Genomic DNA, 14,720 nt, shown 5'->3' with positions numbered 1-14,720 from the left:
GGCGAGACATTCCGAGCACACCCCGAGCACATTTTCGAGCGAACACGAAGAGAGCACCGTGGCAACCACCAACGACATCAAGAACGGCACCGTCCTGAACCTCGACGGCAACCTGTGGAGCGTCATCGAGTTCCAGCACGTCAAGCCCGGCAAGGGTGGTGCCTTCGTGCGCACCAAGCTGCGCAACGTCACCTCCGGCAAGGTCGTGGACAAGACCTTCAACGCCGGCGCCAAGGTGGACACCGCCACTGTCGATCGTTCCGAGTACCAGTACCTGTACAAGGACGGCGACGACTTCGTGTTCATGGACAACTCGACCTACGACCAGCTGACCATCCCCGCAGCCGTCGTCGGCGACGCCGAGAACTTCATGCTCGAGAACACCAACGCCGTGATCGCGCTGCACGACGGGTCCCCGCTGTACATCGAGCTCCCGCCGTCGGTGATCCTGGAGATCACCTACACCGAGCCGGGGCTGCAGGGCGACCGCTCCACGGGCGGCACCAAGCCCGCGACCCTGGAAACCGGTTACCAGATCCAGGTCCCGCTGTTCATCGAGAACAACACCCGCGTCAAGGTCGACACCCGCACGGGTGACTACCTGGGCCGCGTCACCGAATGAGCGGCGCACGCACCAAGGCCCGCACCCGCGCCGTCGAAATCCTCTTCGAGGCCGAACAGCGCGGCGAAGAGCCCCTGACCGTCCTGGAGCGACGGCGCGAGAACTCCCAACAGCTCTTCGGGGCCTACACGGAGGAACTCGTGCGCGGCGTGCTGCTGCGCAAGGGGGAGATCGACGAGGCGATCCAGACCTGGTCGCGCGGGTGGAGCCTGGACCGCATGCCGGCGGTGGACCGCAACATCCTGCGCCTGGGCGCGTGGGAACTGCTGTTCAACGACGACGTCCCGGACACCGTTGCGGTGGACGAGGCGGTCGGGCTGGCCAAATCCCTGTCCACCGACGACTCGCCGTCGTTCGTGAACGGCATCCTCGGTCGGCTCCAGACCGTGAAGCCGACCTTCGTCGACGACGCCGCGGCCGGTGACCTCACCGAACCCGCGGTGGACGCAGAGTCCGGACCCAGCCCGGAGGCCGACCGCGCCTAGCCCGGTGCTAGGGTTTTCGCAGTCGCTCATCCCTTTAAATCCGTCCTGTGAGGCGGGGAAGGAAGGCAGCACCTGTGAGCCGAAAGAACACCGCGGACACTGATCCGCAGGACCCCGGTGAAATCTCCGGGACGACCCGGAGGATCCTCTCCGCCGCGGACATCGACCGTGCACTGACCCGCGTGGCCCACGAGATCCTCGAGTCCAACAAGGGGCCCAAGGACCTGGTTCTCCTCGGCATTCCGCGCCGCGGGTTCCCCCTGGCCCAGCGGCTGGCGGACAAGCTCGCGGCCATTGACGACTTCGACCCGTCCATGTCCCTGGGGCAGATGGACGTGACCATGTATCGCGACGACCTGCGCAGGGGACCCTCCCGCGTGCCGTGGCCGACGGTCATGCCCGCCCGGGGCGTGGACGACGCCACCGTCGTGCTTGTCGACGACGTGCTCTACTCGGGTCGCACGATCCGCTCGGCCCTGGACGCGCTCACGGAACTGGGCCGTCCCGCAGTCGTACGGCTGGCGGTCCTGGTGGACCGTGGGCACCGGGAACTGCCGATCCGCGCGGACTTCGTGGGCAAGAACCTGCCGACCTCCTCCCGGGAGAAGGTTCGCGTCCGTCTCGCTGAGATCGACAGCCCCGCGGCCGCTGAGCTCGGGCTGCGCGGTGCCGCGGAGGCCACGCCCCAGGACCGTGAGCGCTACGACGAGGTGGTGATCGAAGGATGAGGCATCTCCTGAGCACCCGGGACCTGACCCGCGACCAAGCCATCGAGATCCTGGACACCGCCGACCGCATGGCAGAGGTGGGCCAGCAGTCCGTCAAGAAGCTCCCGGCGCTGCGCGGCCGCACGGTGGTCAACCTGTTCTTCGAGGACTCGACCCGCACCCGCATCTCCTTCGAATCCGCGGCCAAGCGCCTGTCGGCCGACGTCATCAACTTCTCCGCCAAGGGCTCCTCCGTCTCCAAGGGGGAGTCCCTCAAGGACACGGCCCAGACGCTCATGGCCATGGACGCCGACGCCGTCGTGATCCGCCACGGCACCTCCGGGGCCCCGCAGCGGCTCGCGACCACGGGATGGATCGACGCCGCCGTGCTCAATGCCGGGGACGGCAAACACGAGCACCCCACCCAAGCGCTCCTGGACGCCATGACCCTGCGGCAACACCGCGCCGCACTGGCAGGGGAGGAGACCACGGGCGCGGGCCTGGACGGCATGCACGTGATCATCGTGGGAGACATCCTGCATTCGCGGGTGGCCCGCTCCAACATGTGGCTGCTGACCACGTTGGGCGCACGGGTGACCTTCGTGGCCCCGCCCACCTTGATGCCGGTGGGCGTCGAACACTGGCCGGCGGACGTCGTGTTCGACCTGGACACCGCGTTGGCGAGGGATCCAGACGCGGTGATGCTGCTGCGGGTGCAGCGCGAACGGATGCACGCCGCGTTCTTCCCGTCCGAAGCCGAATACGCGCGGCTGTGGGGTCTGACGCCGGAGCGTCTGGCCGCACTCGACGCTGCGGGAGCCACGACGGCGATCATGCACCCCGGGCCCATGAACCGTGGCCTGGAGATCTCCTCGGCGGCGGCGGACTCACCCCGTTCCACGGTGCTGCGGCAGGTCTCCAACGGCGTGGCCGTGCGCATGGCCTGCCTGTACCTCCTGTTGACCGGTGCCCGATGAGCGCGCCCGAGGATTCACGAGACGAAAGGTTCTCACCGACCATGAACACTCAGAACGTCGAGTCATCCGGTTCGCACCCGGACACAGGACGTTGGCTCATCAAGGGCGCCGACCTGCTGGGCGAGAAGCGGGTGGACATCCTGGTGGTGGACGGCGTGATCGCCGCGATCGACGCGGAGATCACCGACGCTGAGGCCACCACCGTGGACGCCGCGGGCCAGATCGCCCTGCCGGGCCTGGTGGACATCCACACGCACCTGCGTGAGCCCGGCCGTGAGGACGCCGAGACCGTCGAGACCGGCACGCGCGCGGCAGCCACGGGCGGCTACACGGCCGTCTTCGCCATGGCCAACTCGAATCCGGTGGCCGACACCGCCGGTGTGGTCGAACAGGTGTGGGGTCTGGGCCGCGACTCCGGCTGGACCCAGGTGCAGCCCGTGGGTGCCGTGACGGTGGGCCTGGAAGGCAAGCAACTCTCCGAGATCGGTGCCATGGCCGAGTCCCGGGCGCAGGTCCGGGTGTTCTCCGACGACGGCAAGTGCGTCCACGACCCGCTGCTCATGCGACGCGCCCTGGAGTACGTCAAGACCTTCGACGGCGTGGTCGCCCAGCACTCCCAGGAGCCCCGTCTGACCGAGGGCGCCCAGATGAACGAAGGGGCCGTCTCCGCGGACCTGGGCCTCACGGGATGGCCCGCGGTGGCCGAGGAATCGATCATCGCCCGCGACGTCCTGCTGGCCCAGCACGTGGGATCCCGCGTGCACATCTGCCACCTGTCCACCAAGGGGTCCGTCGAACTGGTCCGCTGGGCGAAGGAACGCGGCATCGACGTGACGGCCGAGGCCACTCCCCATCACCTCCTGCTCACGGACGAGCTGGTCCGGACCTTCGATCCCGTCTACAAGGTCAACCCGCCCCTGCGCACGGACGACGACGTCCAGGCCCTGCGGGCGGCAGTGGCCGACGGGACCATCGACGTCATCGGCACGGACCACGCTCCCCACCCCACGGAGGACAAGGAGTGCGAGTGGACCTGCGCGGCGATGGGCATGACCGGCCTGGAAACGGCGCTCTCGGTGGTCCAGCACACGCTGGTGGGCACCGGCGCCGTCACCTGGCGTGACGTCGCGCGGATCATGTCCGCGACCCCGGCGCGAATCGGCCGACTGGAGGGCCAGGGCCGACCGCTCGAGGTCGGTGAACCCGCCAACATCGTGCTCTTCGACCCCGCGGCGGAGACCTTGGTGGACCCGGAGAACCACGAGAGCAAGGGCCGGAACAGCCCGTACCGCGGTTTGACGCTGCCCGGGGCCGTGCGCGCCACATTCTTCGCGGGTCACCCGGTGGTACTCGGCGGCACGCTCATGCGTCCCCACCCGGCGGCGGGGGGTCGGTGACCCATGGTGTTCGGCATGGATCCCAAGATCTTCACCGCAATCATCTCGGCGGCATTCGTCCTCGTGGTCTTCACCCTCATGGCCCGCAGCTGGTTCCGCAGGACCCGACGCCAGGAGGCCGACGGGGCCCTGCCGCCCTTACCGGCGGACCTGTCCGAGCGTGAGCCGCTTGCAGCGGTCGAAGGCATGTACGTGGCCACCTGCCTTCGCGGTAACCACTTCGATCGCGTGATGGGCCACGGCCTCGGGCTGCGGACCTCCGCCCGCACATTCGTCTACCACGACGGTGTGCTCTACGACCGGGACGGCGCCGAGCCGCTGTGGGTCCCCGCCGAGTCCGTCCAGGGCCACGGGACGACCTCCGGAATGGTCGGCAAGTTCGTCGAACGCGACGGCATCGTCCTGCTCGGCTGGCGCCTGCGCGACCAGGAGGTCGACACCGGAATGCGGACGAAGTCCCGCGACGGCAAGGCCGCGTTGATTGCCGCTTTCGACCACCTGCTGGCGCAGCGCGACGGCAGTGCGGACGGGCAAACCGCCACCGGCTCTGACTCCACGAACCCCGGGACCACGAACCCCGAGACCACGAACACCGGGACCACGAACCCGGGTGCCACCCACCTCGAACCCACCGGCCACACGAAGGAGACACCGTGAATTCGCCGCTAACCGCTTCCGCCGCGCTCGTGCTCGAGGACGGCCGGATCTTCCGCGGTCGATCCTGGGGGGCCACGGGTCAGGCACTGGGTGAGGCCGTGTTCAGCACGGGCATGACCGGGTACCAGGAAACCATCACGGACCCGTCCTACGCGGGCCAGATCGTCATCCAGACGGCACCACACATCGGCAACACCGGTACCAACACGACCGACGACGAGTCGCGGCGCATCTGGGTCGAGGGCTACGTGGTGCGTGACTCCTCCCGGATCGCCTCCAACTGGCGCAACGAGAAGCCCCTGGACCAGCTGTTGGCAGAGCAGGGCATCGTCTCCATCTGCGACATCGACACCCGCGCGGCCACGCGGCACCTCCGGGACAAGGGCGCCATGCGCTCCGGGATCTTCTCCGGGGAAGCACTCGAGGGCAAGACCGACGCCGAACTGGTCGCGATCGTCTCCGAGCAGCCGTCGATGGCGGGTCGCCAGCTGGCCGAACTGGTCAGCGCTGAGGAGCCCTACGTCGTCGAACCCGCGGAGCACGGGTGGAGCGGCGAGCCGCTGTGCGACGTCGTCGCCGTCGATCTGGGAATCAAGGCGATGACCCCGCAACGCATGGCCGAACGTGGGCTGCGGGTGCACGTGGTGCCCGCGACCACCACGTGGGAACAGATCCGGGAGATCGCCCCGGACGGGGTCTTCATGTCCAACGGCCCCGGTGACCCGCAGACCGCCGAACACCAGATCCAGGTGCTGAGGGAGGTCCTGCGCGCCCGCACGCCGTTCTTCGGCATCTGCTTCGGCAACCAGATGCTCGGACGGGCGCTGGGCTTCGGCACCTACAAGTTGCCGTTCGGACACCGCGGCATCAACCAGCCCGTCATGGACCGGCGCACCGGTCGGGTCGAAATCACCGCGCAGAACCACGGCTTCGCCGTCGACGCACCGCTCGACGGGCCCGTCACGGCTCCCACCGAGGAGTTCGGTCGGGTCGAGGTCTCGCACATCGGCCTCAACGACCAGGTCGTGGAGGGGCTGGCCTGCCTGGACCTGCCGGCATTCTCCGTGCAGTACCACCCGGAGGCCGCGGCCGGTCCGCACGACGCCGCGTACCTCTTCGACCGATTCGTCGAACTCATGCGCAACCCGGAACAGGCCGGCCCCGCGGAGCAGACCCGGACCGAGCAGGACACCCAGAACCAGACGGAGGCCACGAACTGATGCCGCGCAGGACCGATTTGAACAGCGTGCTCGTGATCGGCTCGGGTCCGATCGTGATCGGACAGGCCGCGGAATTCGACTATTCCGGAACCCAGGCCCTGCGGGTGCTCAAGGAGGAGGGCCTGCGGGTCATCCTGGTCAACTCCAACCCGGCGACCATCATGACGGACCCCGAGTTCGCCGACGCCACCTACGTCGAACCCATCACGCCCGAAGTGGTCGAGAAGATCATCGCCAAGGAGCGCCCGGACGCCGTGCTGCCGACCTTGGGTGGGCAGACCGCGCTCAACACCGCGATCGCCCTGGACGCCAACGGGGTGCTGGAGAAATACGACGTCGAGCTGATCGGCGCCAACATCGAAGCCATCAACCTCGGTGAGGACCGGGAGGCTTTCAAGGGCGTCGTCGAACGCTGCGGTGCCGAGTCCGCGCGTTCGGAGATCGTCCACTCGATGGACGAGGCCCTGGCGGCCGCCGAGAAACTGGGTTACCCCATGGTGGTCCGGCCCTCCTTCACCATGGGTGGGCTCGGTTCGGGCATGGCCTACAACGAACAGGACCTGCACCGGATCGCCGGTGCCGGGCTCCAGTACTCGCCGACCACGGAGGTGCTCCTCGAGGAGTCGATCCTGGGGTGGAAGGAGTACGAGCTCGAGATGATGCGCGATGCACACGACAACGTGGTGGTCGTGTGCTCGATCGAGAACTTCGACCCGGTCGGTGTGCACACGGGGGACTCCATCACGGTCGCGCCGGCCCTTACTCTGACCGACCGCGAGTACCAGAAGCTGCGCGACGTCGCCATTGCCGTGATCCGCGAGGTCGGCGTGGACACCGGCGGCTGCAACATCCAGTTCGCGGTGGACCCGGAAACCGGGCGCGTCGTCGTGATCGAGATGAACCCGCGTGTGTCCCGGTCCTCCGCCCTGGCCTCCAAGGCCACGGGCTTCCCCATCGCCAAGATCGCGACCAAGCTGTCCCTGGGGTACACGCTCGACGAGATCCCCAACGACATCACGCAGAAGACCCCGGCATCCTTCGAGCCGACACTCGACTACGTCGTCGTCAAGGTTCCCCGGTTCGCCTTCGAGAAGTTCCCCGCTGCCGATCCCACCCTGACCACGACCATGAAGTCCGTGGGCGAAGCCATGGCGATCGGGCGGAACTTCACGGAGGCGCTGCAGAAGGCGATGCGGTCCCTCGAGCAGAAGGACTCGTCGTTCACGTTCCGCAAGCCCGAGGTGGCCCTGGGCCCCAACGGCATCGAACGGCTGGTGGAATCCACGGCCGTGGCGACCACGCAGCGGATCTACGACGTCCAGCAGGCCCTGCTCAACGGCGCGACGGTCGAGCGGGTCCACGAGGTCACCAAGATCGATCCCTGGTTCCTGGACCAGATCCAGCTGCTCAACCAGGTGGCGGAGGCCATCCGCGAGAACCCCAACCTCTCGGAGGCCACGCTGCGCCTGGCCAAGCGCCACGGCTTCTCCGACCAGCAGATCGGCGAACTCACCCACGCGTCCGAGGAGGTCGTCCGCGGCGTGCGCCACGCCCTGGGCGTGCGTCCCGTGTTCAAGACCGTGGACACCTGCGCGGCCGAGTTTGAGGCCTTCACCCCGTACCACTACTCCTCCTACGACGAGGAGAACGAGGTCGCGCAGCACGCCAAGCCTTCGGTCATGATCCTGGGGTCGGGACCGAACCGCATCGGTCAGGGCATCGAGTTCGACTACTCGTGTGTGCACGCGTCCATGGTGCTGCGCGAGGCGGGCCACGAAACGGTGATGGTCAACTGCAACCCGGAGACCGTGTCCACCGACTACGACATCTCCACCCGGTTGTACTTCGAGCCGCTGACCTTCGAGGACGTCATGGAGGTCGTGGAGGTCGAGCGTGCCACGGGCGGGCTGCTGGGCGTGTACGTCCAGCTGGGCGGGCAGACGCCGCTGAAACTGGCCGCGCAGCTCAAGGCGGCCGGCGTGCCGATCCTGGGCACCACGCCTGAGGCCATCGACCTGGCCGAGGACCGTGGCGAGTTCGCCCGGGTGCTGCAGGAGGCCGGTCTGCGTCAGCCGCGCAACGGCACGGCCTACACCTTCGAGGCCGCGCAGGCCATCGCCGAGGACATCGGCTACCCGGTCCTGGTCCGCCCGTCCTACGTGCTGGGTGGCCGTGGCATGGAGATCGTCTACACGGAGGACCAGCTGCGGTCCTACCTGGAGAACGCCACGGAGGTCTCACCGGCCCGTCCGGCGCTGATCGACAAGTTCCTCGAGGACGCCATCGAGATCGACGTGGACGCGCTTTACGACGGACGCGAGCTCTACGTCGGCGGCATCATGGAGCACATCGAGGAAGCGGGGATCCACTCCGGTGACTCCGCGTGCACGCTGCCCCCGATCACCCTGGGCCCCGACGTCCTGGACCGGGTCCGCGAGGCCACGGGCGCCATCGCCGCCGGTGTGGGCGTCCGCGGACTGATCAACATCCAGTTCGCGCTGGCCTCGGATGTCCTCTACGTGATCGAGGCCAACCCGCGTGCCTCCCGCACCGTCCCGTTCGTCTCCAAGGCCACGGGCGTGCAGTTGGCCAAGGCGGCGGCTCTGATCGGCACCGGCAAGACCCTGCGTGAGTTGCGTTCGGAGGGCTACCTGCTGCCCGACGGCGACGGCGCCCGGCTGCCCGAGTCCGCGTCCGTCGCGGTCAAGGAAGCCGTCCTGCCCTTCGCGCGGTTCCGGACCCGCGAAGGTGCCGTGGTCGATTCCCTGCTGGGCCCGGAGATGCGGTCCACCGGCGAGGTCATGGGCATCGACAAGTACTTCGACACCGCTTTCGCCAAGGCGCAGTCCGGCGCCGGGGGAGCGCTGCCCACCCAGGGGCGGATCTTCGTGTCCGTGGCCAACAAGGACAAGCGCTCCTCCGTGGTGTACGTCCGCATGTTCAAAGAACTCGGGTTCGAAATCGTGTCCACGGGCGGAACCGCCGAGGTTCTGCGGCGCAACGGGATCGATTCGACCGTCGTCTCCAAGATCTCCGACGCGGGTACGGGGGAGCAGACGATCATCGACCTGATCGAGGCCGGTGAGATCGCCCTGGTGTTCAACACCCCCTCCAGCGGCGGCGACGCCCGCGGAGACGGGTACGAGATCCGGGCGGCAGCGACCAGCGTGGGCGTGCCGATCGTGACCACGGTGGCCGAAATCGGCGCCGCCCTGCAGGCCGTCACGGCCATGCGGTCGTTCTCCTGGGACGTGACCTCCCTGCAGGAGCACGCCCAGCGCCTCCAGGACCAGGTGAACGCGGATGCCTGAGCCGAGCCGGGCGGAAGGACAGGCAGCCGCAGCCACGACGCCGTCCAGGGCGAGTTTCGGGCAGCGCCTGTCCCGGGCCATCGCGGACCAGGGACCCCTGTGCGTGGGCATCGACGCCCATCCGGCGATCATGAACGCATGGTCCCTTCCCCGGACGCCGGCGGGGCTGCTCAGGCTGTCGATGACGGTCGTCGAGGCGTTCGCCGGCCGCGTAGCTGCCATCAAGCCCCAGGTCGCCTGGTACGAAGCGTACGGGTCCGGTGGGATCGCGGTGCTGGAACAGACCCTCGAGGCCGCACGGGAGGCTGGGCTGCTCACGATCGCCGATGCCAAGCGCGGTGACATCGGTTCGACCATGGAGGCCTACGCCCACACCTGGTTAGCGGACGAGTCCCCACTGGCCGCCGACGCCGTCACGCTGAGCCCGTACCTCGGGACGGGTTCGTTGGCACCGGCATTCGAGCTCGCCGAGGCCACGGGCCGCGGAACCTTCGTGCTGGCCCTGACCTCCAACCCGGAAGGTGCCGAGGTGCAGCACGTCGGCGGCGACCGGTCGGTGGCCTCCCGGGTGGTCGAATCCGTCGAGGCTCGCAATGCGCATGCGGCTTTGTCGACACGCCCGGACCGAGACCAAATCGTTACGAATCCGCACGGCCTCGTCGTCGGCGCCACCGTGGGCGCTTCACCCGCGGCCGTCGGGGTGGACCTGGGGAAATTCACGGGTCCCCTCCTGGCGCCGGGGTACGGCGCCCAGGGGGCCACCGCCCGGGACCTCGGGGTGGTTTTCTCCCAGGTCAGGGGCAATGTTGTGGTCAACTCCTCCCGGGGGATCCTCCAGGCGGGGCCCGAGGTCGGCGCTCTGCGCGAGGCTGCGCAAGCGGCCACGGACGACCTTCGTCCCGTGTTGGGTGCCGTCTCGAGCTGAGAGCCAGGGTCCGGTCGCCCTTTCTTCGCAGGCCAGGCAGTGTTCTCTGCGCGAAATCGCAGGTCTCGGACAGCCCTAATTCATGCGAATTCGCATAAAATTGCTGGTGACAGCGGATCACATTTCGGTTCTGGTCGAACCGTGGGCCACCGATCCGCGTCGGAAGAGAGGGAGAAGAACAACATGGCACTGCGTCTGTTGACCGATGAAGAGCGCGCAGCGGCGCGCGAGAAGGCCACCGCGGCGCGCGCAGTGCGTGCCGAGGTCAAGGCTGCACTGAAGGACCGGAAGATCACCGTGGCGCAGATCCTCGAACGCGCCGGCAGCGACGAGGCACTGAGCCGCCTCAAGGTCACGGACCTCCTGGAAGCCGCACCCGGCATCGGGAAGGTTCGTTCGGCCGCCATCATGGACGAGATCGGGATCGCAAAGACCCGACGAGTCCGCGGTCTGGGTATACACCAGCGCAAGGCGCTCATCGAGTACCTGGACTCCTGAACGGAGCCGCCACCTCACCAGGCGGGTGAGTTTTGGACATCGGGTGTCGCCCGCGCGGATGCGGGCGACACCCGATGTCGCCTTCACGGGTACTCTGAGCGGAAACCCGCTCGTCGAAAGGTGCCACCGTGCCCGCAGAGGCCACCACGTCCGCAGTCTCCTCCTCCGCAGAGGCTCCGTCCGTCACCGTTCTTGCAGGACCCACCGCAGTGGGCAAGGGCACCGTGTCGACCTTCGTGCGTGACCACTACCCGGACGTCTGGTTGTCGGTTTCGGCGACCACGCGCCGTCCGCGTCCGGGCGAGCAGGAGAGCGTGCACTACTTCTTCGTCGACGACGACGCCTTTGATCGCATGATCGAGGAGGGGGAGATGCTCGAGTGGGCCGTCGTGCACAACTCCTACCGCTACGGGACGCCCCGCCAGAAGGTGCTGGAAGCCGTGGCCGCCGGACGCAAGGTTCTGCTCGAGATCGACCTCCAGGGTGCCCGGCAAGTGAGGGACTCCATGCCGGAGGCACAGTTCGTGTTCCTGGCCCCGCCCACGTGGGAAGAACTCGTGGCGCGACTGACCGGTCGAGGGACGGAGAGCCCCGAGGAACAACGCGTTCGCCTGGAAACCGCTAAGATAGAACTCGCTGCCGAATCCGAATTCGATCAGACCGTGGTCAATGACCGGGTTGAGACCGCGGCGGCGAGGTTGGTAGAGCTCATGGGCCTGGACCCTCGCCCCGCCGCGTAAAGGCCGCACACAGACATCCACATCGTTGGGAGCATTCCATTGTCCATTCAGAACCAGGGCATCATCGAGCCGCCGGTCGACCGCCTCCTGGCCAAGTCCGACTCCAAGTACGGCCTGGTGATCTTCGCCGCTCGTCGTGCGCGGCAGATCAACGCGTACTACTCCCAGCTCCACGAAGGGCTCTTCGAGTACGTCGGTCCGCTGGTCGACGTCGAACTCAACGAGAAGACTCTCTCCGTGGCACTGCGTGAGATCGACGAGGGCCTGATCGACTCCACCGCGGTGGACTCGGCCGGTTTCTCCGAGAACGGTCAGCTGGTCGCCGAGCCGGACCTGAGCGCCACCGACTTCTACGGTGAGGACTTCTTCGCAGGCGAGACCGAGCTCGACTCCTCGATGGTCTTCTCCGACACCACGCTGGTGGCCGAGGACGCCGACGAGACACAGGCCGAGGCAACCTCCGAAGAGGCCACCGTCGAGGAGCTCGCTCCCGAGGCCGCTGCGGCGGACGAACAGGCCGACGTCGCGACCGAGGACCTCTGAGGTCCCGACCGATCATCGGATCCGAGCGAGCACCACAGCAATGCGCATCGTTCTGGGAGTGGGAGGGGGCATTGCCGCATACAAGGCGGCAATGCTCCTTCGTCTTTTCTCGGAGTCCGGCCACCACGTGGTCCCCGTGCCGACGCAAGCCGCGCTCGAGTTCGTGGGCGCCGCCACCTGGGAAGCCCTCTCCGGAGAGGCAGTCAGCACGGAGGTCTTCGACCGCGTTCCTTCGGTCAACCACGTGAGCCAGGGGCAGGCGGCAGATCTGGTCGTGGTGGCCCCGGCGACGGCTGACCTGTTGGCCCGCACCGCCAACGGGCACGCGGACGACCTGCTGACCACCACGTTGTTGGCCACCCGGGCGCCCGTTCTGTTCGCCCCGGCGATGCACACGGAGATGTGGCTCAACCCTGCGGTGCAGGCCAATGTGCGCAGGCTACGGGACCACGGCCACCACGTGCTGGAGCCCGCGGACGGACGATTGACGGGCAAGGATTCCGGCCCGGGGCGGCTGCCGGAACCGGAAGTGATCCGGGACGCCGCACTGGGTCTGGTCGCCTCGGCCCCGGCGGAGGGCGCGGAGCCCTCGACGCCGTCGACCGGCCCGCTCCACGGACTGCGGGCCGTGGTGTCGACCGGAGGAACCCAGGAACCACTGGACCCGGTCAGGTACCTCGGGAATCGCTCCTCGGGCAAGCAGGGGATCGCGATCGCCAACGCCTTGCGTGCCGCCGGCGCGTCGGTCGACCTGGTCGCGGCCCACGTGGACGTTCCGCTCCCGGAGGACCACCCGGACACCGCGTCAGCGACCGCGGAACACCCAGGCCTCCAGGTCCACCGCGTGGGAACGGCACTCGAACTCCAGGACGTCATGAACCGGCTCGGTGAGTCGGCCGACGTCGTCGTGATGACGGCCGCCGTGGCCGATTTCCGCCCCGCAACCTTCGCGGAGGCCAAGATCAAGAAGTCCGAGGATTCCGACGACGCTCCCGTGATCGAACTCGTGCGCAATCCCGACATCCTGCGTGGCCTCGTGCAACGACGGCAGGAATCCGGGGCGCGGCGCATCATCGTGGGATTTGCCGCCGAAACCGGCGACGCCGCCACGGACCCCGTCGAATTCGGGCGGGCCAAGCTCGCCCGCAAGGGCTGCGACCTGCTGTGCGTGAACCAGGTGGGAAGCGACCTGGTGTTCGGGCAGGACTCGACCAAGGTCACTTTCCTCTCCGCCGACGGTGCGGCCGAGCGCAGGGTCGAAGGAACCAAGGACGACGTCGCCCGTGAACTCACGACCCTGATCGCGGAACGGGTGGCCCGGACCGACTGAGCCCGTGTGCCTGCGTCCGGCCCGTGGACGGTACGCTGTTGGGCGTGACTTCGACCCCAGACTCTCGACGCACCGCATCCGCTCCGTCTGCAGCCCGGACGGCCTCCTCGGCCCGCGGGCGGACGAGCCTGTTCACCTCCGAGTCCGTGACCGAAGGGCACCCGGACAAGATCTGTGACCGGATCTCCGATTCGATCCTCGACGCGCTGCTGACCAGCGACCCGGACTCCTCCGTGGCGGTCGAGACCATGGCGACGACCGGCCTGGTCCACGTGGCCGGTGAGGTCAAGTCGCAGGGCTACGTGGAAATCCCGTCCATCGTGCGCCGAACCATCCTGGACATCGGGTACAACTCCGCCGTCCAAGGCTTCGACGGCGAATTCTGCGGCGTCTCCATCTCCGTTGGGGAGCAGTCCCGGGAGATCTACGACGGCGTCTTCAACTCCCTCGAGGTCCGCGAGGGGACCGCCGAAGACCTTCACGATCGGCAGGGTGCCGGGGACCAGGGCATCATGTTCGGCTACGCCTCCGACGAAACCGACGCCCTGATGCCGGCTCCCATTCACTGGGCGCACCGGCTCTCCGAACAACTCACCCGGGTCCGCAAGACCGCGATCCTTCCCGAGCTGCGCCCGGACGGGAAGACCCAGGTGACACTGCGTTACGACGGGTTCACCCCCGTGGCCGTGGACACCGTGGTGGTCTCCGCCCAGCACTCCCACCGCTACAAGCTCGAGCAGCTGCGCCGTGACGTGCGTGAATCCGTGATCCAGCCGGTGCTCGAGGAAAGCGGCCTGGACACCTCCGAGGTCAAGATCATCATCAACCCGGCGGGGGAGTTCATCACCGGCGGCCCGGTCGGGGACGCGGGGCTGACCGGCCGGAAGATCATCGTGGACACCTACGGAGGCATGGCCAGGCACGGTGGCGGCGCGTTCTCTGGCAAGGACCCCTCCAAGGTGGACCGGTCCGCGGCCTACGCCATGCGCTGGGTGGCCAAGAACATCGTGGCCGCCAGACTGGCGCGACGGGCCGAGGCGCAGGTCGCCTATGCGATCGGCAAGGCCCGTCCGGTGGGCGTCTACGTCGACACCTTCGGCACCGAGACGGTGGACCCGACGGCGATCGAGAAGGCCGTGTCCGAGGTCTTCGACCTCCGCCCGTTGGCCATCATCGAGGACCTCGACCTCAAGCGCCCCATCTACGCCAAGACGGCCGCCGGCGGTCACTTCGGGCGCAATGACCCGGACTTCACCTGGGAGCGGACCGACCGCGCCGACGCCCTGCGCTCGGCCGTGGGGGCCTGAC

The 14,720-nt window shown here is 68.0% G+C and carries 13 protein-coding genes and 1 pseudogene; all 14 read left to right on the top strand.

The window, feature by feature from the left end; translation table 11 throughout:
• Window positions 1-58 precede the first annotated feature (58 nt).
• The 14 genes and pseudogenes from efp to metK all read left to right on the top strand — a co-directional run bounded on the left by efp (window position 59) and on the right by metK (window position 14,719).
• Window positions 59-622, top strand: coding sequence for an elongation factor P (efp, locus tag GWK18_RS00660; RefSeq protein WP_123824124.1), 564 nt, complete (start codon window positions 59-61; stop codon window positions 620-622).
• Window positions 619-1,026 (top strand): annotated as a pseudogene (gene nusB, locus GWK18_RS00655) (transcription antitermination factor NusB); the annotation flags it as partial. The gene efp and the pseudogene nusB, both read left to right, overlap by 4 nt.
• Window positions 1,027-1,229: 203 nt before the next feature.
• Window positions 1,230-1,835, top strand: a complete 606-nt coding sequence (gene pyrR, locus GWK18_RS00650) for a bifunctional pyr operon transcriptional regulator/uracil phosphoribosyltransferase PyrR (protein WP_166832662.1) — start codon at window positions 1,230-1,232, stop codon at window positions 1,833-1,835.
• Window positions 1,832-2,791 (top strand): aspartate carbamoyltransferase catalytic subunit, encoded by a 960-nt coding sequence (locus tag GWK18_RS00645; RefSeq protein WP_166832504.1) that lies wholly within the window; start codon window positions 1,832-1,834, stop codon window positions 2,789-2,791. The genes pyrR and GWK18_RS00645 overlap by 4 nt, the downstream gene beginning before the upstream one ends.
• Window positions 2,792-2,832: 41 nt before the next feature.
• Complete coding sequence (locus tag GWK18_RS00640; RefSeq protein WP_166832502.1) at window positions 2,833-4,188, top strand: dihydroorotase; 1,356 nt, start codon at window positions 2,833-2,835, stop codon at window positions 4,186-4,188.
• A gap of 15 nt (window positions 4,189-4,203) precedes the next feature.
• Complete coding sequence (locus GWK18_RS00635; protein WP_166832500.1) at window positions 4,204-4,845, top strand: hypothetical protein; 642 nt, start codon at window positions 4,204-4,206, stop codon at window positions 4,843-4,845.
• Complete coding sequence (carA, locus tag GWK18_RS00630; RefSeq protein ID WP_166832498.1) at window positions 4,842-6,065, top strand: glutamine-hydrolyzing carbamoyl-phosphate synthase small subunit; 1,224 nt, start codon at window positions 4,842-4,844, stop codon at window positions 6,063-6,065. Before GWK18_RS00635 ends, carA begins: the two co-directional genes overlap by 4 nt.
• Window positions 6,065-9,376, top strand: a complete 3,312-nt coding sequence (carB, locus tag GWK18_RS00625; RefSeq protein ID WP_166832487.1) for a carbamoyl-phosphate synthase large subunit — start codon at window positions 6,065-6,067, stop codon at window positions 9,374-9,376. The genes carA and carB overlap by 1 nt, the downstream gene beginning before the upstream one ends.
• Window positions 9,369-10,301 carry an orotidine-5'-phosphate decarboxylase gene (pyrF, locus tag GWK18_RS00620; RefSeq protein WP_123824144.1) on the top strand — a complete coding sequence of 311 codons (933 nt, stop codon included), beginning with the start codon at window positions 9,369-9,371 and terminating at the stop codon, window positions 10,299-10,301. The genes carB and pyrF overlap by 8 nt, the downstream gene beginning before the upstream one ends.
• Before the next feature lie 183 nt (window positions 10,302-10,484).
• Entirely contained in the window at window positions 10,485-10,799 is a 315-nt protein-coding gene (gene mihF, locus GWK18_RS00615; RefSeq protein WP_166832475.1) for an integration host factor, actinobacterial type, read from the top strand.
• 128 nt (window positions 10,800-10,927) lie between these two features.
• Entirely contained in the window at window positions 10,928-11,539 is a 612-nt protein-coding gene (gmk, locus tag GWK18_RS00610; RefSeq protein ID WP_166832473.1) for a guanylate kinase, read from the top strand.
• A 39-nt stretch (window positions 11,540-11,578) separates the two neighbouring features.
• Complete coding sequence (gene rpoZ / locus GWK18_RS00605) at window positions 11,579-12,082, top strand: DNA-directed RNA polymerase subunit omega (RefSeq protein WP_123824150.1); 504 nt, start codon at window positions 11,579-11,581, stop codon at window positions 12,080-12,082.
• Between the two features lie 40 nt (window positions 12,083-12,122).
• A complete protein-coding gene (coaBC, locus tag GWK18_RS00600; protein WP_166832471.1) occupies window positions 12,123-13,412 on the top strand; it encodes a bifunctional phosphopantothenoylcysteine decarboxylase/phosphopantothenate--cysteine ligase CoaBC in 1,290 nt (429 codons plus the stop codon).
• Between the two features lie 128 nt (window positions 13,413-13,540).
• Window positions 13,541-14,719 carry a methionine adenosyltransferase gene (gene metK, locus GWK18_RS00595; protein ID WP_166832660.1) on the top strand — a complete coding sequence of 393 codons (1,179 nt, stop codon included), beginning with the start codon at window positions 13,541-13,543 and terminating at the stop codon, window positions 14,717-14,719.
• The last annotated feature ends 1 nt before the right edge of the window (window position 14,720 follow it).

The organism is Kocuria sp. JC486 (genome assembly GCF_011602805.1).
Lineage (GTDB): Bacteria > Actinomycetota > Actinomycetes > Actinomycetales > Micrococcaceae > Kocuria > Kocuria soli.
The sequence above is the reverse complement of the archived record's forward strand: the minus strand, read 5'-3'. Positions and strand labels throughout refer to the sequence as shown.

Coding starts and splice junctions, on each gene's coding strand:
- pyrF (WP_123824144.1), top strand. CDS start 9,369: ATGCCTGAGCCGAGCCGGGCGGAAGGACAGGCAGCCGCAGCCACGACG.
- GWK18_RS00635 (WP_166832500.1), top strand. CDS start 4,204: ATGGATCCCAAGATCTTCACCGCAATCATCTCGGCGGCATTCGTCCTC.
- mihF (WP_166832475.1), top strand. CDS start 10,485: ATGGCACTGCGTCTGTTGACCGATGAAGAGCGCGCAGCGGCGCGCGAG.
- carB (WP_166832487.1), top strand. CDS start 6,065: ATGCCGCGCAGGACCGATTTGAACAGCGTGCTCGTGATCGGCTCGGGT.
- GWK18_RS00640 (WP_166832502.1), top strand. CDS start 2,833: ATGAACACTCAGAACGTCGAGTCATCCGGTTCGCACCCGGACACAGGA.
- GWK18_RS00645 (WP_166832504.1), top strand. CDS start 1,832: ATGAGGCATCTCCTGAGCACCCGGGACCTGACCCGCGACCAAGCCATC.
- coaBC (WP_166832471.1), top strand. CDS start 12,123: ATGCGCATCGTTCTGGGAGTGGGAGGGGGCATTGCCGCATACAAGGCG.